The organism is Stella humosa (assembly GCF_006738645.1).
GTDB lineage: Bacteria > Pseudomonadota > Alphaproteobacteria > ATCC43930 > Allostellaceae > Allostella > Allostella humosa.
In genome coordinates this window covers 290,842-314,698 of sequence record NZ_AP019700.1, presented here as the reverse complement: position 1 = coordinate 314,698, position 23,857 = coordinate 290,842, and the positions used below count along the sequence as shown (strand labels likewise).

Annotated in this window: 21 protein-coding genes; 9 read left to right on the top strand and 12 right to left on the bottom strand. The window is 69.6% G+C overall.

The features are described 5' to 3' along the window. Positions 1-10 precede the first annotated feature (10 nt). From STVA_RS01480 to STVA_RS01440, 9 genes are all read right to left on the bottom strand, one after another. On the bottom strand, positions 11-1,558 hold the full coding sequence (locus STVA_RS01480; RefSeq protein WP_123687691.1) for an ABC transporter substrate-binding protein: 1,548 nt from the start codon (positions 1,556-1,558) through the stop codon (positions 11-13). 18 nt (positions 1,559-1,576) lie between these two features. Beyond that, a complete protein-coding gene (locus STVA_RS01475) occupies positions 1,577-2,428 on the bottom strand; it encodes an alpha/beta hydrolase family protein (RefSeq protein WP_123687690.1) in 852 nt (283 codons plus the stop codon). A gap of 163 nt (positions 2,429-2,591) precedes the next feature. Continuing rightward, positions 2,592-3,548: a Bug family tripartite tricarboxylate transporter substrate binding protein gene (locus STVA_RS01470; protein WP_123687689.1), complete on the bottom strand. Its 957-nt coding sequence runs from the start codon at positions 3,546-3,548 to the stop codon at positions 2,592-2,594. Beyond that, positions 3,548-4,306, bottom strand: coding sequence for a class II aldolase/adducin family protein (locus tag STVA_RS01465; protein WP_170216260.1), 759 nt, complete (start codon positions 4,304-4,306; stop codon positions 3,548-3,550). The genes STVA_RS01470 and STVA_RS01465 overlap by 1 nt, the downstream gene beginning before the upstream one ends. A 201-nt stretch (positions 4,307-4,507) precedes the next feature. Further along, positions 4,508-4,780, bottom strand: coding sequence for a DUF2442 domain-containing protein (locus tag STVA_RS01460; protein ID WP_170216259.1), 273 nt, complete (start codon positions 4,778-4,780; stop codon positions 4,508-4,510). Beyond that, on the bottom strand, positions 4,777-4,962 hold the full coding sequence (locus STVA_RS01455; RefSeq protein ID WP_123687687.1) for a DUF4160 domain-containing protein: 186 nt from the start codon (positions 4,960-4,962) through the stop codon (positions 4,777-4,779). Before STVA_RS01455 ends, STVA_RS01460 begins: the two co-directional genes overlap by 4 nt. A gap of 10 nt (positions 4,963-4,972) precedes the next feature. Further along, positions 4,973-6,910, bottom strand: coding sequence for an RNA polymerase sigma factor RpoD (gene rpoD / locus STVA_RS01450; RefSeq protein WP_123687686.1), 1,938 nt, complete (start codon positions 6,908-6,910; stop codon positions 4,973-4,975). A gap of 51 nt (positions 6,911-6,961) precedes the next feature. Beyond that, the gene (gene dnaG, locus STVA_RS01445; RefSeq protein WP_170216258.1) at positions 6,962-8,812 is read right to left on the bottom strand and encodes a DNA primase; all 1,851 of its coding nucleotides are present in this window, start codon (positions 8,810-8,812) and stop codon (positions 6,962-6,964) included. Between the two features lie 107 nt (positions 8,813-8,919). Continuing rightward, positions 8,920-9,375, bottom strand: coding sequence for a GatB/YqeY domain-containing protein (locus tag STVA_RS01440; protein ID WP_123687684.1), 456 nt, complete (start codon positions 9,373-9,375; stop codon positions 8,920-8,922). A gap of 225 nt (positions 9,376-9,600) precedes the next feature. Between STVA_RS01440 and STVA_RS01435 the strand changes: the two genes are divergently transcribed. The 6 genes from STVA_RS01435 to STVA_RS01410 all read left to right on the top strand — a co-directional run bounded on the left by STVA_RS01435 (position 9,601) and on the right by STVA_RS01410 (position 16,795). Further along, the gene (locus STVA_RS01435; RefSeq protein ID WP_123687683.1) at positions 9,601-10,377 is read left to right on the top strand and encodes a class II aldolase/adducin family protein; all 777 of its coding nucleotides are present in this window, start codon (positions 9,601-9,603) and stop codon (positions 10,375-10,377) included. Positions 10,378-10,805: 428 nt separating this feature from the next. Then, complete coding sequence (locus STVA_RS01430) at positions 10,806-13,001, top strand: GumC family protein (protein WP_170216257.1); 2,196 nt, start codon at positions 10,806-10,808, stop codon at positions 12,999-13,001. Then, positions 12,992-13,720, top strand: coding sequence for a polysaccharide biosynthesis/export family protein (locus STVA_RS01425; RefSeq protein WP_123687681.1), 729 nt, complete (start codon positions 12,992-12,994; stop codon positions 13,718-13,720). Before STVA_RS01430 ends, STVA_RS01425 begins: the two co-directional genes overlap by 10 nt. Positions 13,721-13,742: 22 nt before the next feature. Further along, a complete protein-coding gene (locus tag STVA_RS01420) occupies positions 13,743-14,540 on the top strand; it encodes a WecB/TagA/CpsF family glycosyltransferase (RefSeq protein WP_123687680.1) in 798 nt (265 codons plus the stop codon). Between the two features lie 25 nt (positions 14,541-14,565). Continuing rightward, positions 14,566-15,984: a hypothetical protein gene (locus STVA_RS01415; RefSeq protein ID WP_123687679.1), complete on the top strand. Its 1,419-nt coding sequence runs from the start codon at positions 14,566-14,568 to the stop codon at positions 15,982-15,984. Beyond that, entirely contained in the window at positions 15,941-16,795 is an 855-nt protein-coding gene (locus STVA_RS01410; protein ID WP_123687678.1) for an FkbM family methyltransferase, read from the top strand. The genes STVA_RS01415 and STVA_RS01410 overlap by 44 nt, the downstream gene beginning before the upstream one ends. Before the next feature lie 23 nt (positions 16,796-16,818). Here the strand turns inward: STVA_RS01410 and STVA_RS01405 are convergent, their stop codons facing one another. From STVA_RS01405 to STVA_RS01395, 3 genes are read right to left on the bottom strand one after another with little or no spacing between them, the layout of a single operon-like run. Beyond that, positions 16,819-17,832, bottom strand: coding sequence for a glycoside hydrolase family 18 protein (locus STVA_RS01405; protein WP_123687677.1), 1,014 nt, complete (start codon positions 17,830-17,832; stop codon positions 16,819-16,821). Next, positions 17,832-19,232: an exopolysaccharide biosynthesis polyprenyl glycosylphosphotransferase gene (locus tag STVA_RS01400; RefSeq protein ID WP_123687676.1), complete on the bottom strand. Its 1,401-nt coding sequence runs from the start codon at positions 19,230-19,232 to the stop codon at positions 17,832-17,834. Before STVA_RS01400 ends, STVA_RS01405 begins: the two co-directional genes overlap by 1 nt. Before the next feature lie 31 nt (positions 19,233-19,263). Further along, positions 19,264-19,659, bottom strand: coding sequence for a hypothetical protein (locus STVA_RS01395; RefSeq protein WP_123687675.1), 396 nt, complete (start codon positions 19,657-19,659; stop codon positions 19,264-19,266). Between the two features lie 86 nt (positions 19,660-19,745). Between STVA_RS01395 and STVA_RS01390 the strand changes: the two genes are divergently transcribed. From STVA_RS01390 to STVA_RS01380, 3 genes are all read left to right on the top strand, one after another. Further along, positions 19,746-21,044: a lipopolysaccharide biosynthesis protein gene (locus STVA_RS01390; protein ID WP_197735763.1), complete on the top strand. Its 1,299-nt coding sequence runs from the start codon at positions 19,746-19,748 to the stop codon at positions 21,042-21,044. A gap of 118 nt (positions 21,045-21,162) precedes the next feature. Then, positions 21,163-21,948 carry an FkbM family methyltransferase gene (locus STVA_RS01385; protein WP_276330445.1) on the top strand — a complete coding sequence of 262 codons (786 nt, stop codon included), beginning with the start codon at positions 21,163-21,165 and terminating at the stop codon, positions 21,946-21,948. Next, positions 21,945-23,684 (top strand): putative bifunctional diguanylate cyclase/phosphodiesterase, encoded by a 1,740-nt coding sequence (locus STVA_RS01380; protein ID WP_123687672.1) that lies wholly within the window; start codon positions 21,945-21,947, stop codon positions 23,682-23,684. The genes STVA_RS01385 and STVA_RS01380 overlap by 4 nt, the downstream gene beginning before the upstream one ends. Positions 23,685-23,857: the final 173 nt, after the last annotated feature.

The following is a 23,857-nucleotide window of genomic DNA, read 5'->3' as shown; positions in this document are numbered from 1 at the left end:
GACAGAACGGTCAGGGCAGGCGCTTCACCCCCCACAGGCGGGGCTTGGCGCCGAGCCAGGGCTCGTAGCCCTCGATCCGCTTGGAATGGGCGACGGAGTCGACGCCGTTGTAGAGCACCAGCATCGGCACGGTCTCAATGAAGCGGCGATGCATGCGGTCGAAGAGCGCCTGGCGGGCGGGCTTGTCGGTGACCGTCATCACCTCGTCCAGCAGCCGCAGGCCCTCGGCGTCGTCCCACACCTTGCGCGGCTGCTTGTCCTTGGGCCCCGACACCTGCTCGTAGCTCAGCGCCGGGTCGAAGCGGGCGGAGTAGGAGAAGGACATCATCTGGTAGCTGCCCTTCTGGTAGCGATCGAGCTGGGTCGCCCATTCCAGCACCTCGATCTCCACGTTGAGGCCGACCGCCTGCATCATCGCCTGGGCGATGACGGCGACCGAGAAGCTGGGCACCACGGGGCGCTTGTTGGCGATCAGCTTGATCGGCTGGCCGCGATAGCCAGCCTCTGCCAGCAGCTTCTTGGCCCGCGCCGGGTCGTGCGGCACGCTCTCGCGCTGGACCGCGCCGTAGTAGGCCGACGCGGTCGAGACGATCGAGGCGTTGGGCTTTCCCAGCCCGTTCGAGACGGCGGCCACGATCTCGGCCGTGTCGAGGGCGGCCGAGATCGCCTGGCGGACGCGGACGTCGGCCAGGACCGGGTCCTGCGTCTGGATCAGCAAGCCGTGCATGACCGGCGTCGGCGCGGATTTCAGCACGATGGCCGGGTTGGCCTTCATCTCCTCCAGGTCGGCATCGGGCACGTCCGAGGCATCGACCGCGCCCGACAGCAGGGCCGCCTTCACCGTCGAGGGATCGGGGATGACCAGGAACTTCACCTGGTCGACCAGCGGGCGCTTGCCGCCGGCATAGCCGTCGCGCGGGCCGGGCAGCGTCGCGTAGTCGGCGAACTTTTCCAGGATCACCTGCTGGCCGCGGCGCCAGTCGCCCAGCTTGAACGGGCCGGTGCCCACGGGCGCCTTCCAACTGCCGTCGGCATTCACCGAATCCTTGTGGATGACGGCCGTCATGCCGCAATCGGTGCGCGCCAGCGTCGCCAGGAACAGCGCACTCGGCCGGTCGATGCGCATGGTGACGGTGGTGGCGTCGGGTGCCTCGACCGCCTCGACCTTGAACAGGCCGCGGCCGTCGAACTCGTTGCGGCAACGCCAGTCGGTCTTGGCGTCCATCAGCCGGTTCCAGCTCCACAGCACGTCGGCCGAGGTCATCAGGGCGCCGTTGTGGAACCGCACCCCGCGCCGCAGCGCGAAGGTGTAGGTGCGGCCGTCGGCCGACATCTCCACCCGTTCGGCCAGGAGCGGGCCCACCGTGCCATCCTCGCGATAGGCGACCAGCCCCTCGACGATGTGCAGGATGACGGCATCGGTGTTGTCGTCGCGGTTGACACCGGGGTTGGTCGAGCGGATGTCGGCGTTGGTGGCGACCGTGATCATGTCGGCCGCCGCCGCCATCGGCAGGGCGAGCACGGCGGCAAGCGCCGCGGCGGCAATCGGGCGGGTCATGGACGCGGGCTCCCGGGGTCAGCTATTGCGGTGGCGCTTCAGCACGTCGACGAAGAAATCCTGCACCACCGGCAGGACCTTGGCCCCGTCATGCGGCACGTTGGGCACGATATCCTGGCGGACGGCGATGCCATGGGCCTCGAAATTCTCCTTCAGCGCGGTGTTGCGCTCGATCCGGGTGCGGCCGGTATCGTTGATCCCGTCCATGTAGTTGACGCTGCCCGGCTTGTAGTCGATCTCCCAGGTCTCGATGTCGGCACCGCCGACCACCATCTGGACCGCCACGTCGCGCATCGCCGGCAGGTCGAGCTCGATGCCGAACAGCTCCTTCAGGTTGCGGGTGCCGACCCAGAAATCCTTGTCGGGATTGATCAAGGTGACGGCACCGGGCGAGCCGATCGAGGCCGCCAGCAGGCGCTTGGGGTGCAGGTAGAAGAAGCGGTGGACGAAATGGCCACCGCCCGAGAAGCCGAACATCATGAAGCGGTCGAAGCGCACGCCCAGCTTCTGCGAGACCTCGTCCACCATCGCCAGGAGCACCTGGTCGTAGCGGATGTCGCCCTCGCGCATGTACTTGAAGCCTTCGGGATTGTCGTCGCCCAGCACGCCCACCGGGAAGAGCGGCGACAGCACCAGGCATTTGTTCCAGCGGCAGAATTCCGCGAAGCCGTCGCGATAGACGCCCATCGTGCGGCCGGTGCCGTGGATGGTGATGATCAGGGTGTGCCCGGCCGGGTCGTCGTCGAAGGTCTGCGGCACATACATGCAATAGGGGAAGCGCGGGTCGGCCTTGCTGGCGAACACCGTGGTGGCACCGCGCTGGTACATCTTCTTCCGGCGCAGGGCGGCTTCCTGGATCGCATCCGACATGGGGGCTCCTGATGGCAAAGGCGAACTGATGGCAAACGCAGCGGGCCGGCGCCGGGAGGGCCGCCATCGCCGCTGGCTGGTTCGGTATTGCGCAAAAATACCAGCCGGGGCGGCGGACGCAACCGCCGCCCTGACCGGATCGCCTGAAGACGCCTGGGGCGCCCTACTCCGGCTGGATGCCCAGCTTCTCGGCCAGCGCCTTCCACTGCGCCAGGTCGTCGGTGATCGTCTTCCCGAAGGCCGCGGGCGTGCTGCCGACGGGGGTCACGTCCTTGGCCTCCAGCTCCGCCCGGCCCTGGGGCGACAGCACGAAGTCGCGCATCGCCTTGGCCAGGCGGTCGACGATCGGCTGCGGCGTGCCGGCCGGCGCCACGAAGCCGTACCAGAACGTGGTGTCGAAGCCAGGCACGCCGGCCTCGGCAAAGGTCGGCACGTCCGGCAGGACGCTCGACTTGGCCGTGACGGCATAGGCGCGGAGCTGGCCGTCGCGCACCAGGCCGGCCGACCCGGTCGGGTTGTCGAGGAAGGCCGAGACGTTGTTCGAGATCACGTCGGGATAGGCCTGCGAGGCGCCGCGATAGGCGACATGCGTCAGGTCCATGCCGGTGATGATCTTCAACTGCTCCGACAGCAGATAGCCCAGCGTGCTGACCCCGACCGAGGCATAGTTGACGCGGCCGGCATTGGCCTTGGTGTAGGCGATGAACTCCGTCAGCGACTTGGCCGGCACCTGGAGGCCCGACACCAGGATGTAGGGGGTGGTGCCGATGAGGCCGATCGGCTGGAAGCCGGTCGCCGGGTCGTAGGGGACGTTCTTCCGCAGGACGACGGCGGCCGGATGGGTGCTGCTGGTGGCGATGCCGATGGTGTAGCCATCGGGTGCCGCCTTGGCGACGGCGTCGGCCCCCACCGTGCCACCGGCGCCGCCCCGGTTCTCGACCACGACCGACTGGCCCAGCGCCGGCGCCATGCCGTTGGCGACGACGCGGGCCACCACGTCGGTGCCGCCGCCGGCCGGGAACGGCACGACGAGGCGGATCGGCTTGGTCGGAAAGGGATCGGCCGCGGCCGCCGGCAGCGCCGCCACGACCGCCAGGAGGGTAAGTGCTACCGCGCGCATCAGTGCGATTCCTTGCGGATGAGGGTCGGGTAGACGACCGCGTCGCCGCGCTTGAACATCCACTCCATGTCCTCGGTGGACAGGTATTCGGGCGTCGTGCCCTTCACCGCCGACAGCATCTCGACGATGACGTTGCGCTTTACCTCCGACACCAGGACGTTGGTGCGGTGATAGGCCTCCGACACGGTGCGCCCCAGCACGGTGAAGCCGTGGCGGCGCATGATGATGCAGTTGGTGTCCTGGATGAAGGTCTTGATCGGGCCCACATCCTCCTCGACGTTCAGGTGCGCGGGCAGGTAGCGGGCCGGCTTCTGCATCAGGTACGAGAAGGTGAGCGAGGTCGAGCGGATCTCCTCATGCCCGGCCGCCAGGAAGGCGATCGTCTCGTCATGGTGCAGGTGGATGACGCAGTTAACGTCGGGCCGCAGGCGCAGGATCTCGCGGTTCATCTGGTGGCCGACCGTGGTCGCCCGGTCGCCATGCAGGACGCGTCCGTAGGGGATGTCGGTGATGACGAGGTCGTCCTCCTCCATCTCCTCCAGCGAGATGCCCTGGGGCTTGGCGTAGCAGATGCCGTCGGCATGGTCGGGATGCGGCACGCGCACGGCCATGCCGCCCAGCGAACTCTGGACGTAGCCGCGCGCCACCATCATCCGCGCATAGCGGACATAGGTCGCGGCCACCTTGCGGTCGAACACCACGGCGGGGTCGGGCGTGTACTCGTTTACCTGGTAGATCGGCTTCATGTCGTCGGGCATGAGGGGGGCTCCTCGATCGGACGATAGGGGATGCCCAGATATGGCTTCGGAGGAGTCGGCGCTGTCAACCCGCGACAGGCTGATCATTCGAAGGAATCCCCCCGGTGTCGCCACCGGAGGGTCTAGGCGGGCTGAGCCGGTAGGGAAACCACGGTGGCATCACCAATCTACCTCCCCGGCTCCGAGGCGATGGCGGGGGCATCATGCCGCCGGGCGATCCAACTCCCCCGCCGCGCCCATCTCCCGGCGCAATGCGATGCTGTCGAGGTCGAAACCATTCGGCCAGGAAACCGTCCCCATCTGGACGAAAGCCCGGGCGAACATCGCAGGGTCGCGCAGGGGCTCCACCATCTCGCCGCCTTCGGCCAGCATGGGAGCGAAATCGTGCTCGCCGGACGTTCCGTCGGAAAAGCGCAATCTGAGCCGGCTGGGGCCACTTGGCAAAACCGACAGGATCTTCACCAGTTCGATCATGTCACGTCCGCTCCCGGCACCTGGCGCAACGCCCGCATCCGGCGGGCCAGCTCCCAATTCTCCGACAATGCGGCCTGCCGCGACAAGACCCAGTCACAGACCAGTCGCCTTGCGCGCGGCGGCAGATGATCGCGATAGTACATCTGCACGACGATCCCGAAGAATATCGAGATGGTCGGCACGCGCGCCGCCTCAATCGTCGAGGAAGCTCCGCAGCTTGCGCGACCGGCTCGGGTGCTTCAGCTTGCGCAGGGCCTTGGCCTCGATCTGCCGGATCCGCTCGCGGGTGACCGAGAACTGCTGGCCGACCTCTTCCAGCGTGTGGTCGGTGTTCATGCCGATGCCGAAGCGCATGCGCAGCACGCGCTCCTCGCGGGCGGTCAGGCTGGCCAGCACGCGCGTCGTCGTCTCGCGCAGGTTGGCCTGGATGGCGGCATCGAGGGGCAGGACGGCGTTCTTGTCCTCGATGAAGTCGCCCAGGTGGCTGTCCTCCTCGTCGCCGATCGGCGTCTCGAGGCTGATCGGCTCCTTGGCGATCTTCAGGACCTTGCGCACCTTCTCCAGCGGCATGCCGAGCTTCTCGGCCAGTTCCTCCGGCGTCGGCTCGCGGCCGATCTCGTGCAGCATCTGGCGCGAGGTGCGCACCAGCTTGTTGATCGTCTCGATCATGTGCACCGGGATGCGGATGGTGCGCGCCTGGTCGGCGATCGAGCGGGTGATGGCCTGGCGAATCCACCAGGTGGCATAGGTCGAGAACTTGTAGCCGCGGCGGTACTCGAACTTGTCGACCGCCTTCATCAGGCCGATGTTGCCTTCCTGGATCAGGTCGAGGAACTGCAAGCCGCGGTTGGTGTACTTCTTGGCGATCGAGATGACGAGGCGCAGGTTGGCCTCCACCATCTCCTTCTTGGCCTTGCCGGCTTCGCGCTCGCCCTTCTGGACGGTCTGCACGTTGCGGCGGAATTCCAGCACCGGCAGGCGCACGGCGGTCGAGATGCGGGCGATCTCGGCGCGGGCCTCGGCGATCTGGGTCGCGAACTTCGGGCCGGCGAACGCCTTCCAGCCGCGCCCCGGCAGGGCGCCGACGCGCTCCATCCAGTTCGGGTCGTGCTCGGAGGCGGGATAGTAGCGCAGGAACTCCTCGCGCTTCACGCCACAGCTCTCGGCCAGGCGCAGCAGCCGCCCCTCGAAGCCGATCAGGCGGCGGTTCAGGCCATAGAGCTCGTCGACGAGCTGCTCGATCCGCGAATTGTTGAGGCGGATCGACTTCATGAGGTCGATGACCTCCTGCTTGGCCTTCTCGTAGCGCTTCTCAGTCGGCTTGGGCACCTCCTCGCCCTTCTGGAGGTGGCTGAACCGCTGTTCCTGGGCCTTGTGCAGCTTCTTCTGCGAGGCCGCGATCTGGTCCAGCGTGGCCAGGATCATCGGCTTCCACTGCTGCTCCAGCTGCGACAGCGAGAGGGCCGCCTCCTCGGACTCGAAGTCGCCCTCGGCCTCGCCGCCCTCCTCGGCCTCGCCGCCTTCGGCCGCGGCCGGCTCGGCATCCTCGCCCGGCGCCTCGGTGCCGGGCGTGGCGCCCGACATGGCGTCGAGGTCGACGATGTCGCGCAGCAGCACCTTGTTGGCGATCAGGGACTCGCGCCACTCCAGCAGCGAGCGGACGGTCAGCGGGCTTTCGCAGATGCCGCCGATCATCATCTCGCGGCCGGCTTCGATGCGCTTGGCGATGGCGATCTCGCCCTCGCGCGACAGCAACTCGACCGACCCCATCTCGCGCAGGTACATGCGCACGGGGTCGTCGGTGCGGCCGACATCCTCGTCGTCGAGATTGCCGCGGGCCTCGGCCTCGTCCTCGGCCTCGGCCGCCGGCGGGGCCTCCTCGGCCTCCTCGCCCTCGACCACGTTGATGCCGAGGTCCGACAGCATCGCCAGCACGTCCTCGATCTGCTCCGAGGATAGCTGGTCGGCCGGCAGCACGGAGTTGACCTCGTCCAGGGTCACGAAGCCGCGCTCCTTGCCCCGCGCGATCATGCGCTTGACGGCCGCCGTCATCGTGTCGATGAGGGGGGCCTCGGAGTCCTCGCGGTTTTCGACCTGATCCGCCGCCGTGCTCGCCGCCTTCGTCGCCATTCGATAAGACCCCCTAATACCTGTATCCGCCCCGGTATCCGACCCGGCCGCTCACAACTTGCCGGAGCCCGACTGCCTCAGGGCGTCGAGTTCGCCATCGAGTTCCTGCCGATAACGCAGAAGCTCGGCCTTTTCCGCCGCCAGCCGGACGAGCCGCCCGGACGCGGCGGACGGGTCAGATTCGGCGAAACTACGCCGCGCCGCCGAATTCTCACGCTCTATCTCGTCGAGTTGCCACGCGACCTGGGAATGACGCCATTGGAACAGCGATTCCTCGGGAGACGTCTCGGATCCTACGCAGGCCCAGCCACGCCGGGCCTCCGAGCCGCGCAACCGATCCAGAGTCGGGCCGTGGCCTAGTTCCGTCAAATGGCGCTCGATCGATCCGGAGTCAAGCTGTTCGAGGCCCAGAGCCTCCACCAGGTCGTGGCGCAGCGTCTCCAGCGCGGGGTTGCGGAAGGCCATTGCGCCCAGCCCCTCGCCGATCTCGGTCAGCCGGGCACCGTCCCGCAGCGCCAGCAGCAGCAGCCGGCTTTCGTGCACGCCCCAATGGTCCGGCACCGGCGGCGGCGGCTCGGACAGGGCGGGCGGGGGATAGGAGGACCGCCCGCCGGCAGGGAATCGACGGCCCGGTGCCGGCGCCCTGCGGCCGGGCGGCGGACGGTTGTCACCGCCCCCCCGCGTCCGGCCGAAAGCCTGGTCGCAGGTGCGCGCGAACTCGGCCTGGTACTCCTCCTGCGTCTCGCGATCCTCGATCCGGCCGGCCAGTTGGCGCAGCCGCTGGCGCAGGCCGGCCCGGCGCTCGGGCGTGTCGAAGCTATGCCCCGCCACCTCGGTCGCAAGCAGCAGGTCGCGCAGCGGCCGCGCCGCCGCCAGGATCTCGCGCATGGCATCGGCACCGCGCTGGCGCACCAGGCTGTCGGGGTCGTCGCCCGGCGGCAGCAGGGCGAAGCGCAGCGAGTGGCCGGGCTTCAGCATCGGCAGCGCGCGCTCGGCCGCCCGGCTGGCGGCGCGCTGGCCGGCGGCGTCGCCGTCGAAGCAGAGGATCGGCTCGGGCGCCAGGCGCCACAGGAGGGCGATCTGCTGCTCCGTCATGGCCGTGCCCAGCGGTGCCACGGCCGTCTGGATGCCGGCCAGGTGCAGCGCGATCACGTCCATGTAGCCCTCGACCGCCACGACCTCGCCCGACTTGCGGGCCGCGGCCGAGGCCCGGTCGAAGCCGTAGAGCAGGCGCCCCTTCTGGAACAGTTCGGTCTCGGGCGAGTTCAGGTACTTGGGCTCGCCGTCGCCCATGACCCGCCCGCCGAAGCCGCAGATGCGCCCGCGCAGGTCGTGGATCGGGAACATGATCCGGCTGCGGAAGCGGTCATAGCTGGCCCCGCCCCCCTCCGGCCGGCCGAGCAGCCCCGCCTCCACCAGCAGTTCTTCGGGAAAGCGCGTGCCCAGGGCGTCCTTCAGCAGCGTGCGGCCGGCGGGGGCGAAGCCGATGCCGAACCGCTTGATCGCCGCAGCGTCGAGCCCGCGCCCGGACAGGTATTCGAGCGCCGCCTGGCCGACGCGGCCATCGGCCAGGCGCTGGATAAACCATTCGGCCGCCGCCTCCAGCGCCGCCTGCAAGGTGCCGCGGCGGTCGTCGCGCGCGCGGGCGGCCGGCGTCTCCTGCGGCAGGGGCAGCCCCACCTCGCCCGCCAGCCGCTCGACCACCTCGCGGAAGCCCAGGTTCTCGGCCCGCATGACGAAGTCGATGGCGTTGCCATGGGCGCCGCAGCCGAAGCAGTGGAAGGTGCCGCGCCGCTCGTCGACGGTGAAGGACGGGCTCTTCTCCTGGTGGAACGGGCACAGGCCCTTGTGCACAGTCCCCGCGCGGATGAGGCGGACGCGCCGGCCCACCGTCTCGGTCAACCCGACGCGGGACTTCAGCTCCTCGATGAAGGCGGGCGGAAAGGCCAGCGGTCAGTCTCCCCCCTTGGACCGGCCCCGCGCCCAGGTCGGGCGGCGCCGCGGCCGCTTCAGGTCAGCGCCTGCTTTACCTGGGCGCTGGCCCGGGTGAAGTCCATCTGGCCGGCATGGCGCTCCTTCAGCAGCGCCATCACCCGGCCCATGTCCTTGATGCTGGCGGCGCCGAGTTCGGCGACCACGGCGCCGATCGCGGCCTGGGCCTGGGCCTCGTCCATCTGCTGCGGCAGGAAGCGCTCGATGATGACGATCTCGCCCGCCTCCTGGTCGACCAGGTCCTGGCGGCCGCCGCGGGCATAGAGCTCGATGCTTTCCCGCCGCTGCTTCACCATGGTCTGGAGGAGCTGGAGGATCTCCAGGTCGCTGATGCCATCGCCATTGCCGCGCCCGCGCGCGGCGATGTCCCGGTCCTTGAGGGCGGCCAGGATCAGCCGCACGGTCGATACCGCCGGCTGGTCGCGTTCCCGCATGGCGGTCTTCAGGGCCTCGCTGAGGCGTGCCCGCAACATCGCTGCTATCCCTCCCCGGGGACAAATGTATCCGAAGCCGCGAAACCTAGCCCAAGCGCCGGGGCCGCGCAAACGCGTGGCGGTTCTGCCGCACCATGGCATCCGTCGCACCCCTGGCGGGCCGGCGGCGGCGCCTTGGCCCTGGTGCGCTGCGGTATCCGGCGGCATGATCGTCGCTCCCCCGCTTCCGCGCCGTCCGCCTTTGAGACCGAGAGGCCCCTGCCGATGACCACCGTCGTTACCGATGCGCCCACGGCCCAGGCCGGCGCCATGACCACCGAGGCCGAGGCCCGCCTGCACCTGGCAGCCGTCTACCGCCTGCTGGCCCATTACGGCATGGACGACACCATCTTCACCCATGCCTCGGCCCGGGTGCCGGGGGAGGCGGACACGTTCCTGATCAACCCCTACGGCCTGCTGTTCAACGAGATCACGCCGTCCAGCCTGGTGAAGATGTCCTATGACGGCGAACTGCGGGGGCCGTCCAACTATCCGGCCAACATGGCGGGCTACGTCATCCACAGTGCCGTCCTGCAGGCCCGGCCCGAGGTCGGCTGCGCCGTCCATACCCATACGCGGGCCGGCGTCGCCCTGTCCTGCCTGGAGGAAGGGCTGCTGCCGCTCAACCAGTTCGCGCTCGAATTCTACGGCAACGTCGGCTACCACGACTATGAAGGCGTGGCCCTCGACCTGGACGAGCAGGCCCGCCTGGGACGCGACCTGGCCGGCCACCCGGTGCTGATCCTGCGCAACCACGGCCTGCTGACCGTGGGCCACACCCCGGCCGCCGCCTTCTACCTGATGTACTATCTGGAGCAGTCGGCGCGGGTGCAGATGGATGTGCTGGCGACCGGCCGCCCGTTCCGCCTGCCGCCGGACGCCGTGGCGCGCCACACGGCCGGCCAGTTCAGCACGTCGGCCGACCGCACCAAGACCGGGCAGCGCCTGTGGCCGGCGATGCTGCGCCTGCTGGACGAGACGCAGCCGGGCTGGCGGAACTAACCAAGCCCGCATAGCAAGATTCCCGAAATGCGAAACGACGCTGGCGGTCGTCGCGGATCGGGAATCCATTGCGTGCAGATTGCAACGGAGGCTGTCCGCCAGCCGTCCCGGCGGCCAGGGAAACCGGGCGTTTCCGGGGCATTCCGGATGCTGCGGGCAGCCGGCCGCGGCGGCACGTTCCTGGCATCGCTGCCGGGGGGTGCGGCCGACCATAAGGCCTGCTTTTCAACATGCCAATCTGCCGCAATGCGCGCGTTACGAGGATTCGACAGGCGCGCTTTTGTCCTATAATCGAATGGTTGCGGATGGTCCCGGCAAATGAAGGCTAGGGGCGCGGTGAAACTAGAACATTACGGTTGCTTGCAAGCCGCCAGGCGGGGGCACGGGCGGCGCGATCGAAACCTGGTGGGGACGTTGGAGAGCTGGACGTGAACGAACCGCTGGACGATCGCAACCAGAGCAGCCTGCCGCAGCCGGCCCAGGCCGCAGCCGGGCTGTCGCGCGCCGACGAGCGCCCCGCATCGGGCTGGCGCGGCAGCATCCTGCGCAAGGAAGCGTTCACGCTGCGCGACCTGTTGATCGTCGCCTTCTACCACCGCCGCCTGATCATCTTCGCCGCCCTGCTGCCCATGCTGGTGGCGGCTGGGGCCGCGCTCTTCTTCATCAAGACGCAGTACACGGCCGACGGGCTGATGATGGTGCTGGTCAACCGCGAGGTGTCCGGCAACCAGAGCGTCGCCGACACCGGCCCCGCGGTGCTGTCGATCGAGGGGCTGAAGTCGGTCCATTCGGAGCTGGAGATCATCGGCAGCGCCGGCGTGATCCGCAGCACGATCGAGAAGGTCGGGCTGGAGAAGCTCTATCCCGAGATCATCACCGGCCGCTTCGAGGGGCTGTTGCCGCCGGTCGAGCCCGAGTTGCGGATGGACCGGGCGATGGAGCTGTTCCGCCGCGACCTGCGGGCGAACGTCGAATCCGATTCCAACGTCGTGCGCATCAGCTATCGCCATCCCGACCGCGAACTGGCGATCAAGACGGTCGACACGGTGATCGGCTTCTACCGCGCCCATCGCCGCAACATCTTCGACAACCCGCGCGCGCCCTTCCTGACATCCGAGGTGGTGCGCTTCAAGCAGCAGCTCGAGGCGACCGACGCCGACATCCAGAAGCTGAAGGCCGACTACAACGTCATCGAAATCGAGCAGGATCGGGTGCTGGCCGCCAACCAGGTCGACAACGTCGTCCAGCGCCACCGCCAGGTGAGCGAGCGCCAGGCCGCCATCACCGCCCAGCTCGAGGAGGCCGAACGGCAGATGGCGGGCGTGCCCAAGCAGGTCTTCGACTTCCGCCAGCGCAGCGACGCCACCGCCAACGACGACGACCGCAACGTCCTGACGCGCCTGCAGCTCGAGCGCGACAGACTGGCGCTGCAGTACGCCCCGACCTATCCCGCCCTGGCCGAGATCGAGCAGAAGATCGACACCGTGCGCAAGGCGATGCGCAACAAGGGCGATCAGAAGACCTTCTACACCGACCGCGAGGTGCGCAACCCGGCCGCCAGCTTCCTCGCCAACATGATCCTCAGCCTGAAGGTCGAGCGCGACGCGCTGCAGAACCAGCTGGTCGAGCTGGATCGCCAGCGCATCACGGCCGAGAAGCGCCTGGCCGAGCTCCGCGTCGCCGATGGCCAGCTTGTCGAGATGCACCGCCGCCGCGACGTGCTGGACGATTCCTACCGCCAGTACGTGAAGCGGGCCGAGGCCGCCAAGATCGAAGAGGACGCGGCCCAGGTCCGCAGTTCCAACGTGCGCCTGATCCAGCAGGGCGATGCGCCGATCACCGGCCTGGACCTGCGGCTGCCGCTGCTCGTCGCCGGGGTTTCCGGCGGGCTGCTCCTGGGGGCCGCGGCCGGCGCCTTCGGGGCGTGGCTGCGGCGCACATTCATCATGCCGACCGAGGCCGAACGGTCGCTGGAGCTGCCCGTCCTGGCCGAATTCGGCGGCGCCGGCACCCGCTTCGACCGGCCGGATCAGCGCCAGGCGCTGGCCCACTTCGCCTCGATCATGCTCGATACCGCAATCGACGGGCGATACCTGCGCGTGTTCCAGTTGGCCTCGGTCGGCGACGACGAGCGCAAGCGGCCGCTGGCCCGGGCCCTGGCCGAGGAGTTCGCAACCGGGCGCCAGCTCCGCACGCTGCTGATCGATTTCGGCGGCGCCCGCGACCGCGCGCTCATTCCGGCGACGGCACCCGGAACCCGCGACGAGGCGATGCCCGTGGCCACGTCCGACGTGCCCCAGCTCTGGCTGGCGGCCGACGGCCCGCATTCGACGCTGGGCAACCTGCGGGCGCCGCTGGTCGATGCGCGCCGCCAGATCGACCAGCTTCGCCGCGAGTACGACGTCATCGTCATCTCGGGCCCTGCCCAGGGCTTCTCGCCCATCACCCAGCGCGTCGCCTCGATCGTCGATGCCAATGTCCTGGTCGTCCGCGGCGAGGTCACGCGCTCGCCGGCCGCCATCCGTCTTCGCGACATGATCCTCGAAGCCGGCGGCGGGGTGCTGGGCACCGTATTCACCGGTCGCAAATACTACATCCCGAGGTGGGTCTACCGATGGCTCTAGATTTCCGGTCCATAGCCCTGGCGCCTCTTCTCTTCCTGGCCGCGTGCGGCGGGTCGCTGGAAACGGGGCAGTCCCTGACCATCGTGCAGCACCGGCCGGAGGGCTTCGCCAGCTGGACGGACGAGATGCCGGTGTACCGCCTCGGCGTCGGCGACAAGATGAAGGTGAAATTCCTCATCACGCGCGAGATGGACGACGAGGTGACGGTCGGGCCGGACGGCTTCGTCGGCATCCGCGTCGCCGGCCGGGTGAAGGCCGAGGGCCGGACCATCCCGGAGGTCCAGGACGCGATCATCGCCGGTTCCAGGCAGGTGCTGCGGCCGCAAAGCGTCGTGGTGGCGCTGGAGGACGCGGTGTCGTGGCGGATCTATGTCGGCGGCTCGGTGCGCACGCCCAACGTCTACCGCATGGGCGACAACCGCCTCAGCACCCTCCAGGCCATCATCATGGCCGGCGGCTTCGACAGCGAGGCGCGCTTCGAGGAGATCGTGCTGATCCGCCGCAGCCCCAACAATCGGCCCATGCTGCGCACCGTCAACGTGCGCGAGGTCATCCAGACCGGGCATCACGAGTCCGACGTGCCATTGCAGCCGGGCGACATCGTCTATGTGCCGCGCAGCCATATCGGCGAGGTCAATCTCTGGGTCGAGCAGTTCATCAACCGCGTCGTGCCGTTCCAGCGCACGTTCAACTACACCATCGGCCGCACCTCGCCCTGACGCCGGAGCAGGAAGCGCAGCGATGGCATCGGCCGGAACCAGCGGGCTGACGGCGAGCGTGGCCGAGGATGTCTTCCTCGGCCAGCGGCTGGCCCTGCTCGACGTGCCGGAGGCCGCCGCCACCATTGCGGCCCGCCCGGCCGATCTGCCCTTCACCTATGTCGTCACGCCCAACGCCCAGCATTTCGTGCGCCTCGACCGGGGCGAAGACCCGGCGTTCCAGGCCGCCTATGACGGCGCCTGGATGCGCCTCTGCGACAGCCGGGTCGTCTGCCTGCTGGCGAAGCGGGTCTTCGGGCGGAACCTGAAGCAGGCGGCCGGCAGCGACCTGACCGCGTACATGCTGCACAACACCATCCGGCCCGACGACGCCGTGACCGTCGTCGGCGGCAACGAGGACCTGCGCCAGAAATTGATGGCGCAGTTCGGGCTGCGGCACCTGGCGCTGATCTCGCCGCCGATGGGTCTGGCCGGCAAGCCGGAGGAACTGGCGCGCTGCGTCGAATTCGTGGTCGCGAACCCCGCCCGCTACGTCTTCTTCGCGGTCGGCACGCCGACGGGCGAGAACCTGGCCCACCGCGTGGCCCGCGACGGCCGGGCCACGGGCGTCGGCCTGTGCATCGGCGGGTCGCTGCATTTCGCGACCGGGGTGGTCAAGCGGGCGCCGCCCGTCTTCCGCCAGCTTGGCCTGGAGTGGCTCCATCGCCTGGCGCTGAACCCGCGCCGGCATGCGCGCCGGGTCTTCGTCGAATCCTTGCCGCTGCTGCGCATCGTCGCCCGCGACCGGCTGAAGCGCGGAACCGGCCCGGGCACCCGGTGATGTTCCCGCTGCCACCCGCCCGGCCATGCTGATCCATGCCGCCCCCGCCCGCGGCCTGATCCGGACAGGGCGGCAGCCCGTCACCTGGGCCACCGACACGAAGCCGCAAGCGCAGGCCATGGGGGAGCCGCGCGCCCTGACCATGGCGATCCTGCTGCTGGTGCTGCCGATGTTCGGGCAGAGCTTCTACTATCTGCTCGATTTCCCGATCCCCTACCTTCTGTCGAAGGTATGGCCGTTCCTGATGCTGCCGCTGTCCATCTACGCGCTCGTCACCTACGAGTTGCCGTACAAGGCGCTGTTCGCGGCCCTGCTCGCCTATGTCCTCGGCATCGCCCCGCTGATGGGAATGCTCCATCTGGGCAACGGCTTTGCCGATGCACTGGCGACGACGGTGAAGGTCTGGCCCTTCACCCATTATTTCGCCCTGGCGGCCCTGCTGTTCTGGCTGCGGCCGACGCCCCGGATGGTGAGCCGGGCGTTCATCATCCTGGGTGTTGCCACCTATGTCGGCATGTGGGGCCTGTGGATCCTGATCCCGGCATCCTGGTACGGCTCCGACCCATCGGTCGGCAAGCTGCTGCCCTATGAGATCGAGCGCGGCTACCGGATCTACATGCCGATGTTCTTCGGCATTCTGTTCCTGTTCTACCTCGCCCGGCGATTCTGCCAGCGCTGGGAATGGTGGATCCTGCTGCTGCTGCTCAGCGGATTCGGCTCGCTCCTCTACATCTACAAGCAGCGCACCTCGATCCTGGCGGCGCTGATCGTCGTCTCGGTCGGCATCGTCTCGTCGACGCGCGGGCGGCTGCGTCGCTTCCTGGTCGCGATCTCGCTGACGGCGGCTGCCTGCGCGGTCCTCGTCGTCGCCGGCACCTTCTTCGACAATGTCGTCCAGTCGTTCGGCGGCTCGCTGTCGGTCCGGCTGCGCTCGATCGACCGCGCCATCAACTTCCTGGGCGACGACCCGCTGCGCTGGATGTTCGGCGTCGGCGCCACCACGCGGCTGGGCGCCATCACGCTGGCGGACATCTTCAACGACCACCAGTTCTACCTGGCCGACATCGGCTGGCTCGGCATCGTCTTCGAGTATGGCGTGCTGAGCGCGTTCCTGCTGGCGGGGGTCTATCTGGCGGGCCTGCTCTTCACCTGGAAGACGGCGCGCAGCAGTGGCGATCCGCTGCTGCGCGCGCTGGCCGACTACACATTCTTCCTGTTCCTCACCTCGACGGTCTATTCTTTCGTCTTCACCCCGGGGGAGCTGGCGACGATCGTCGCTTTCGCGGCCTATCTGCAACGCTACTGGGCATCCGCCCCGGTCGCCGCGCCCGTCTCGGACAGGATCGTTCCTGGTCGCGGCACCAACCGGTTCTTCCAGGGGCCATCGAGCAGGTCACGCCATGCTGAAGCGCTTTCAGAAACTCATCGGCCATCCCGGCTTTAAGGCGGACCCCCTGGGCGTGCTGTGGCGGGGGGCCGTCTGGGCCGGCTGCGTCGCCACCCGGCGCGCGCCCGTCTTCCACCTGACCGAGGGGGGGGGCGAGCGGATCCAGGTGCCGCCCACCATGCGCTACACGTCCGTCGCCACGTACCTGTTGCGCGACTGGACCGAGCCGGAACTGCGCGAACTGAACCGGTTCATCGGGCCGGGCGACATCTTCGTCGACGTCGGCGCCAACATCGGCCTCTACACGCTGAAGGCCGCGCGCATCGTCGGCCAGGGTGGCAGGGTGCTCGCGGTCGAGCCGGGCGCCTCCGCCGCCGCCAGCCTCGCGCACAACCTCGCCCTGAACCCGTTCGCCAACGTCACCGTGGCCCAGAAGGCGCTGTCCAGCGAGGATGGCTGGGCCACCCTGCATCACGTGCCGCTCGGCAACGACCCCCAGGCCTTCTCGCTGCTGGCCGGCGCCGGCACGTCCGAGGGCGAGAAGGTGGAGACGATCACGCTCGACCGGCTGGCGACCGAGGCCGGCTTGGCGCGCATCGACTGCATCAAGATCGACGTCGAGGGGGCAGAGCCGATGGTGCTGCGGGGGGCCCTCGCCGTCGTCGAGCGCTGGCAGCCGACCGTGATCCTGGAGGTGAACTGCCCGACCGGCACCGTCGGCGGCACGCCGCCCGACGCCGCCTGGAACATCCTGGCCGAGCGCGGCTATCGCTTCTCGCGCCTGCAGGACGGCCAGGAAAAGGCAATCGACCGACTGCCGGCCGATTTCTGCAACGTCGTCGCCCGTCACCCCGCCCGCGCGCGATAGAGGCCGCGGCCGGCCCCGGCGTTCTACGGCACCGGCCGTTCGCAGCCCTTGCGGGCAAAGCCGGTGCAGATGGTGCGCGCGAGCAGCCCCGCATCGGGATTGTCGGGACCGATCGCGCCGGTCGGCGTCAGCCCGAAACCGTATAGCATGGCCGCCGCGGCCGGGTCGGCCGCGATCCCGGCCAGCAGGCGGCCCGTGCGCTGGACGGTGAAGCGCTGTCCCGGCACGTCGGCCCCCGGCGCGCCAGCCCCCGGCGAGTCAGGCGGCAGCACCTGGATCCCCAGCGCCAGCGTTCCGCGCCAGTAGTTGCGGTAGGCGCGGAACCCCTCCAGCGGGTCATAGGACGGCCCGGCGTCATAGCCCATGATCGACACGAGGTCGATCTGACCGGCCTCCGGCGCGCGCAGCAGGCCCAGCATGGAGCCGGTCCAGGGGCTGCGCGGCGGCGCCATGCGCCAGGCCCCCTCGCCATAGGCGCCGACGCTCCACCCGGCCACTGCCAGCATGTAGGGCCGCGGCAGCACCTGGCGCGTGCGCCGTACCAGGTCGATCCAGACGGCATCGCTGCGGCAGCGCACGGTGCCGCCGGTATTCTCGCATTGCGGATCGGACGGCTCGTAGTCGAGATCGACCCCATCGGCGCCAAGGTCGCGGACGAGGCGGGCGATCGCGGCCTCGTCATAGCGGTCCCAGCGCCGGTAGGTCGAGCCGCCGACGGAAATCAGCACGCGTGCGCCGGGGTTGCGGGCCTTGCGGAGCGCGATCGCCTCGCGCAGGACGGCCGCCGGGAACTGGAACTGGAGGCCGCTGCCCGTCAGCTCGCCGCCCGGCGGGTAGATCGGATCGGGCCGCGCGAAGCTGAGCGCCAGGATATCGACGTAGCGCGGCAGCCGCGCGATCCGGGTATCGGCCGCGCGCGCGGCCGGCGGCTCGTACCAGGAGGCGAGATAGGCCAGGATCGGCCGGTCGGCGGCGCTGGCGGCGGTCGCCTGGGCCAGCAGCCACAGGACCGCGGCCACCCAGCCGAGGCGGCGCATCAGAAAACGTCCCGCCCGGCCAGACCGCGCACCACAGTCAGGAACATGATGCGGATATCGAACCAGATCGACCAGTTCTCGATGTAGTGCAGGTCGAGCTTCACGCCGCGGGCGGCCTTCTCGACCGTGTCGATGCCGCCACGCATGCCGTTGATCTGGCCCCAGCCGGTGATCCCGGGCTTCACGCGATAGCGGGCCGCGTACTCGCGCACCACGTCGTAATACTGCCGGCCGCTCACCTGCATGTTGGGTACGTGCGGGCGCGGGCCGACGATGGACATCTCGCCCTTCAGGACGTTGACCAGTTGCGGCAGTTCGTCGATCGACAGCCGCCGCAGGATGCCGCCCACCCGCGTCACCCGCGGGTCGTGCCGCTTGGTGCCGAGCGAGCCGTCGTCGGTCGGGTCGTAGGTGAAGGTCCGCAGCTTATAGATGGTGAAGGACTTGTTGTTGAACCCGACCCGTTCCTGGAGGAACACCACCGGCCCCCGCGAATCGAGCTTGATGGCGATGGCGGCCACCAGCAGAACGGGTGCCGTCAGCACCAGCGCCACGGCCGAGACGACGATGTCCTCGACCCGCTTCAGGACGCCCAGCGACCCCTTCAGCGGCTGGTAGAGCACCCGCAGCGACGGCACGCCGCCCACCATGGCGAACTCGGCGAAGCGCGGGTTGAAGCTGTTCTTGTCGAGCGGCACGATGACGTCGGCGGCGATGCGGTGCAGGCGCTCGATCATCGCATTGATGCGCGAGGTCGATTCCCACGGCAGGGCGACGATGACGACGTCGATCGGCGTCTTGTGGATGTACTGGAAAAGCGCGTCGACGGAGCCGATCACCGGCACGCCGCCGATCGATTCCGGCAGCGGACCGGCCTCGTCCTCCAGGAACACGGCGACCACCTCCAGCAGGCTGCCCGGCGACTGGTCGCGCGCGGCCAGTGCCGCCTCGACCCGGTCCCGCACCCCGACGATGGCGACGTTGCGGCGCAGCACGGCGTGGCTGTCGGCCAGCGACACGCCCCAGCGCACCAGGGTGAAGCGGCCAAGGATGATGGCGGCGAAGCTGACCAGCGCCCATCCCCCGACCCAGCCGATGCCGCCGACGGGGTCGACCAGGAAGGCATGGTAGGCGATCGCCACGGCCGCCAGCGCCGGCACGAAGCCGATCGCCACGTCGACGACCTGGGCCAGGCCCAGGCGATAGCGCTCGACCCGATAGCCGCCGGTGACCGCCAGGATCTGGACGTAGAGGACGATGCCGAGGGCCCCCAGGAGCAGCGTCTGCAACAGGGTCGGATGGCCCAGGAGGGCGGCCGTCAGCAACGTGCCGAAGGCCAGGAAGAAGCCGTCGGCCAGCTTCACGAGGCGATTGATGAGACCGTGGGTCCAGCTAATCATCCCGCTCTCGCAAGGCTAGGGGGGCAGGCCGTCAACGACGGCACTCTATGCTGGGCCACGGGCGCTTGCGATGGAAGGGATGCACCAATATCCGCTCCAGATCTTCCTGCCACAGGGTGCTGTGGCGGTCGGGGCAGAGCTGGGCCACCGCCGAGGTCGGGTTGCCGCGCCAGCGGTCGGGCAGGAAGATGGTGATGGTGAAGATGCTGGTGGCATAGATGGGATCGCTCGCCCACCAGTCGGTCGGCATCCGCTGCCGGAAATACTCCCGCACCTCGTAGCGGGGGTCGAACGGCTTGGGGTTCGTCAGCGGATCGTATTCCGGGTCGTCGATCCCCTTGACCTGCGCGCGCGCATCGCCGGCGGCCACCGCCGCCAGGAGCACCAGGACGATCGCTGCAGTCAGCGCAAAGCGATGTTTTCTCATTTGCTTTCCGGACGATAGCGTTCATAGATTCGATCTGCAACGCAAGACGGGCCTCAACGCAAGACGGGCGATATCCGAAGATGGAAATGTCCCGCTTGCGCACCCTGGCCCGGCAGTTCGCGCAGTATGTCGCGGCGCTGGCCGTGCGCGGCGTCGAGGTGGTCGGCAAGCTCGGCCTCTACATCCTGGCCGCGGCCTCGCTCGGCACGCATGATGCCGGGCTGTTCTTTCTGTGCTTCACCTGGATCGGCCTGGTTTCCACCGTCGCCCGGCTCGGCTTCGAGCGGGCGATGACCCGCCATATCGCCGCCGAGATCGCCGTCGGCCGCGGCCGCGCCGCGCGCCACGCGATGCTGACCGGCTTCACCGTCCACCTGGCCGCCAGCACGGCCGCCGGCATCCTGACCTGGCTGGTGGCCGGGCCGGTGGCCCGCCTGGTCTTCACCGAACCGGAACTGGCGGCCCCCCTGGCGCTCTCGGGCCTGCTGCTGATCCCCCAGACAATGGTCGTTTCGGTGGGGCAGGCGCTGGCCGGGCTGAAGCGCGGGGTGGCGGCCCAGCTTGTCCAGAACGCGATCTGGCCGATCCTGACGCTGGCCGCCCTGGCCGCCGGCGTCACCCGGCTGGATCACCTGCTGCTGGCCCTGGGGGCAGCACTCGGGGTGTCGACCGCTTTCGGGATCGTGCTGCTATGGCGCCATCGCCGGCAGTTCGACGACGTGCCAGCCGCGCACGAGGCCCGGCCAGGTGCCGCGCCGGACGAAACCTTGCCCAGCCTGTGGCGCACGGCCCTGCCGCTCGGCCTGGTGGAGATCATCCAGGTCAGCCTGAACGCCATGCCGGTGCTGGTGCTGGGCGCGTTCGTCGAGCCGTCGGCGGTCGGCGCCTTCAGCGTCGCCCAGCGCATCTCGCTGCTGATCTGGGTCGTCATCCTGTCGATCGGCATGGTGGCCGCCCCCCATTTCGCCGAACTGCATCGCCGTGGCGAGATCGCGGCACTGCGGGCGCTCAATCGCCGGGTGCGGCTGGCCACCGCCGTGGCCGGCCTGCCGGCCGCCCTCGTCATGATGCTGTGGCCGGAGTTCCTGCTGCGGCTGATCGGACCGGGGTTCGAGATCGCGGCTCCGGCCCTGACCATCCTGGCCGCCGGCCAGCTCGTCAACTGCCTGCTGCCGGCGCAGGACCTGATGCTGGCGATGACCGGTCATGGACGCCGGCTGCAGCAGCTTAACCTGCTGCAGTTCGCCGCCGGCTGCGTCCTGGCCGCCCTCCTGATCCCGCCCTTCGGCATGCTCGGGGCGGCCGCGGTCGGCGCCTGGACCCTGGTGCAGGGCGCGGTCGGCACAACGCTGACCGTGCGGCGGCTGATGCCGGCCGCATTCTGACCCGCACGAAGCCGTCGTGCGGGGCGCCCGGTTCCTCTATTCTCGTGCTTTGCGAAGGAAGGAGGGGGCCCGGCCTCGCGTACCGATGTCGTTCAGGAACAGATTGCGCGCCTCGCTGATGGAGAAGGCCCCGTCCCTTTTCGCCCTGCTGGTCGAAGCCAAGGCCCGGTTCCTTCCCGACCACGGCGAGCCCGAACTGCGCTTCGTCCCCGCCCTCTGCCATTCCCGGGAACTGGCGCTCGACGTCGGCGCCAACCACGGCACCTATGCCTGCGCCATGGTCCGCCATGCCAGCCGCACGATCGCGGCCGAACCCAATCCCGAGCTGGCGCGGGTGCTGCGCCGCCGCCTGGATGCCGCCATCCGCGCGGGCCGGGCCACGGTGCTGGAGGCCGCCATCAGCGACGGCGAGGGCAGCATCCCGCTGTTCGTGCCGACCGGCCAGCCGGGCCTGGCCTCGGTCGAAGGGCACGCTGCCGGTGGCGGCCGCACGGTCACCGTCGCCCGCCGGCCGATCGACAGCCTCGACCTGCCGCGCACCGGCTTCATCAAGATCGACGTGGAGGGCCATGAGCTGGCGGTCATAGAAGGCGCGCGCGGGCTGCTTGCCCGCGACCGGCCCAACTTGCTGATCGAGGCCGAGGATCGCCACCGGCCGGGCGCGCTCGCCGCCATCCGCGCCATCCTCGATCCGCTCGGCTACCGCGGCTTCTTCCTGCTCGACGGGCGGCTGGAGCCGATCGCCAGGTTCGACCAGCGCATACACCAGGACCGCGCCGCCCTGAACGAGGCCGGCAGCCATCGCCTGCCGGGGCGCACCTACATCAACAACTTCATCTTCACCGCGCGCGACGATGCCATCCGCGCGCTCGCGGCCGCCGCCCCCGGCGGGCTTGCCGGATGAGCGCCGACAGCATCCGCGGCAGTGCCGCCGACCGCGCGATGACGCGGCGGCCGCCGCCACCCCGGGATGCCGGGCCACCGGCGGCACCATGGCTGGCGGCGATCCTCGACGGCGCCGACGAGGCGATCCTCGTCCTCGATGCCGACGATCGCGTGCTGGCGGCGGGCCATGCCGCCGCACGACTGTTCGACCGCGCCCAGGACCGGATCGTCGGCCAGCCAGCGGCGGGCCTGATCGATGGCGCGGCCATCGCCGAGTTTCGCGGTCGGGCGCCGGCCGATTCCAGCCAGCCGTTCGCCAGGCGGGTCGGGCGCAGCGGGGCGGCCACGGCCGACCTGACGCTGCGCATCGTGGCCGGCGACGGCGATCGCGGTCACCTCGTCTGCTTCCTGCGCGAGATCCCGTCCCTGCGCGAGATCCCGGGCGCCGAGGCGGCCCATGGCGAGCGTGGCGCGGCGATCGACCCGGTGACGGGGCTGGCCAACCGCGCCGGCCTGCTGGCGCAGATGCAGGCCGCCAGCTATCCCGGCGCCGTGCCGCCGTCCGACCTGCACCTGACCGCCCTGCATCTCGTCGGCTTCGACGTGCTGGCGACCAGCATCGGCCGGCGCGCCGGCGGGCTGCTGCTGGCAGAGGTCGCAGCCCGGCTGCGCGACGTCGTCGTGCCGGGCGAGATCCTGGCCCGCATCGGCGAGGCAGAATTCGCCGTCGCCGGCGGCGGGCGCGCGGCCACCGATTGCGCCGAGGCGCTGCATCGCGCCTTCGACGAGCCCTTCGCCGTCGGGCGCGGCACCTACTACCTGACGCCCGCCATCGGCATCGCCCCGCACGCGGCCTCGGCCGAGGATGCGCTGGCGGATGCCGAATTGGCCTGTCGTGCCGACCAGGGCCCGACCATCCGCCACTTCGATGCGGCACTGCGCACGCTGCATCACGACCGGCTGGAGATCGAGACGGCGCTCCACCAGGCCCTGCGCAGCCGATCGGGCGAGGTGTCCGCGGCCTACCAGCCGGTCTATGATCTGCGCACCGGGATGGCCGCCGGGTGCGAGGCCCTGGCCCGATGGCATCATCCGACCCGGGGCGACGTGCCGCCCGCGACCTTCGTGCCGATCGCCGAGAATGCCGGGCTGGTGGGCCTGCTGGGCGAGCATGTCTGCCGTCTGGCGGCCCGCGCGCTGGCCGGCTGGAACCGCGGGCGGGCGCGCCAGGGCGAGCCGCCGGCCTTCGTCTCGATCAACCTGTCGGCCCGGCAGTTTGCCGACCCGGCCCTGGTCGAACGCCTGCAGCGCATCCTGGGCGAGGCCCCGGTCGAGCCGGCCCAGGTCCAGCTCGAACTGACCGAGAGCTGCCTGCTGGGGCCGGGCAACGAGGCGCTGGCCACGCTGGAGCGCCTGCGCCGGCTGGGCTTCACCCTCTACATCGACGATTTCGGCGTCGGCTATTCCAACTTCAGCTACCTCCAGCAACTGCCGCTGGACGGGTTGAAGATCGACCGCTCCTTCGTCGGCGCCATGACCACGTCCCCGCGCGCGTTCGACATCGTGCGCATGATCATCGAACTGGCCCACGGCATGAACCTGCCGGTGGTGGCCGAGGGGATCGAGAACCTGGAAACCTGCGCGGCCCTGCGGCGCCTCGATTGCGACTTCGTGCAAGGACTGCTGCTGGGCGCCCCCGGACCGAACGGCCCCGCCGCTGGCGTCCATCCGCTGCTGGCGCAGCCCGCGGGTTGACCATGGCGGCCGGCCGCGCGTATGCTCGGGCAATGGTCAACCACTGCCTGCTCCTGAACCTTCGACTTACCCTGCCGTCCCTCTGATCGGGGCGGGCGGGCCGAACGCAGTTCGGCCATCGGGCGAAGCGGTTTCAGCGGAAGCGGGTTTCATGACCATCATCGCAGCACTTC

Coding starts and splice junctions, on each gene's coding strand:
- STVA_RS01440 (WP_123687684.1), bottom strand. CDS start 9,375: ATGTTGCGGGCACGCCTCAGCGAGGCCCTGAAGACCGCCATGCGGGAA.
- STVA_RS01380 (WP_123687672.1), top strand. CDS start 21,945: ATGAGCGCCGACAGCATCCGCGGCAGTGCCGCCGACCGCGCGATGACG.
- rpoD (WP_123687686.1), bottom strand. CDS start 6,910: ATGGCGACGAAGGCGGCGAGCACGGCGGCGGATCAGGTCGAAAACCGC.
- STVA_RS01395 (WP_123687675.1), bottom strand. CDS start 19,659: ATGAGAAAACATCGCTTTGCGCTGACTGCAGCGATCGTCCTGGTGCTC.
- STVA_RS01480 (WP_123687691.1), bottom strand. CDS start 1,558: ATGACCCGCCCGATTGCCGCCGCGGCGCTTGCCGCCGTGCTCGCCCTG.
- STVA_RS01425 (WP_123687681.1), top strand. CDS start 12,992: ATGGCTCTAGATTTCCGGTCCATAGCCCTGGCGCCTCTTCTCTTCCTG.
- STVA_RS01460 (WP_170216259.1), bottom strand. CDS start 4,780: ATGATCGAACTGGTGAAGATCCTGTCGGTTTTGCCAAGTGGCCCCAGC.
- STVA_RS01435 (WP_123687683.1), top strand. CDS start 9,601: ATGACCACCGTCGTTACCGATGCGCCCACGGCCCAGGCCGGCGCCATG.
- STVA_RS01385 (WP_276330445.1), top strand. CDS start 21,163: ATGGAGAAGGCCCCGTCCCTTTTCGCCCTGCTGGTCGAAGCCAAGGCC.
- STVA_RS01470 (WP_123687689.1), bottom strand. CDS start 3,548: ATGCGCGCGGTAGCACTTACCCTCCTGGCGGTCGTGGCGGCGCTGCCG.
- STVA_RS01465 (WP_170216260.1), bottom strand. CDS start 4,306: ATGCCCGACGACATGAAGCCGATCTACCAGGTAAACGAGTACACGCCC.
- STVA_RS01415 (WP_123687679.1), top strand. CDS start 14,566: ATGCTGATCCATGCCGCCCCCGCCCGCGGCCTGATCCGGACAGGGCGG.
- STVA_RS01410 (WP_123687678.1), top strand. CDS start 15,941: ATGCTGAAGCGCTTTCAGAAACTCATCGGCCATCCCGGCTTTAAGGCG.
- STVA_RS01400 (WP_123687676.1), bottom strand. CDS start 19,232: ATGATTAGCTGGACCCACGGTCTCATCAATCGCCTCGTGAAGCTGGCC.
- STVA_RS01475 (WP_123687690.1), bottom strand. CDS start 2,428: ATGTCGGATGCGATCCAGGAAGCCGCCCTGCGCCGGAAGAAGATGTAC.
- STVA_RS01420 (WP_123687680.1), top strand. CDS start 13,743: ATGGCATCGGCCGGAACCAGCGGGCTGACGGCGAGCGTGGCCGAGGAT.
- STVA_RS01390 (WP_197735763.1), top strand. CDS start 19,746: ATGTCCCGCTTGCGCACCCTGGCCCGGCAGTTCGCGCAGTATGTCGCG.
- STVA_RS01405 (WP_123687677.1), bottom strand. CDS start 17,832: ATGCGCCGCCTCGGCTGGGTGGCCGCGGTCCTGTGGCTGCTGGCCCAG.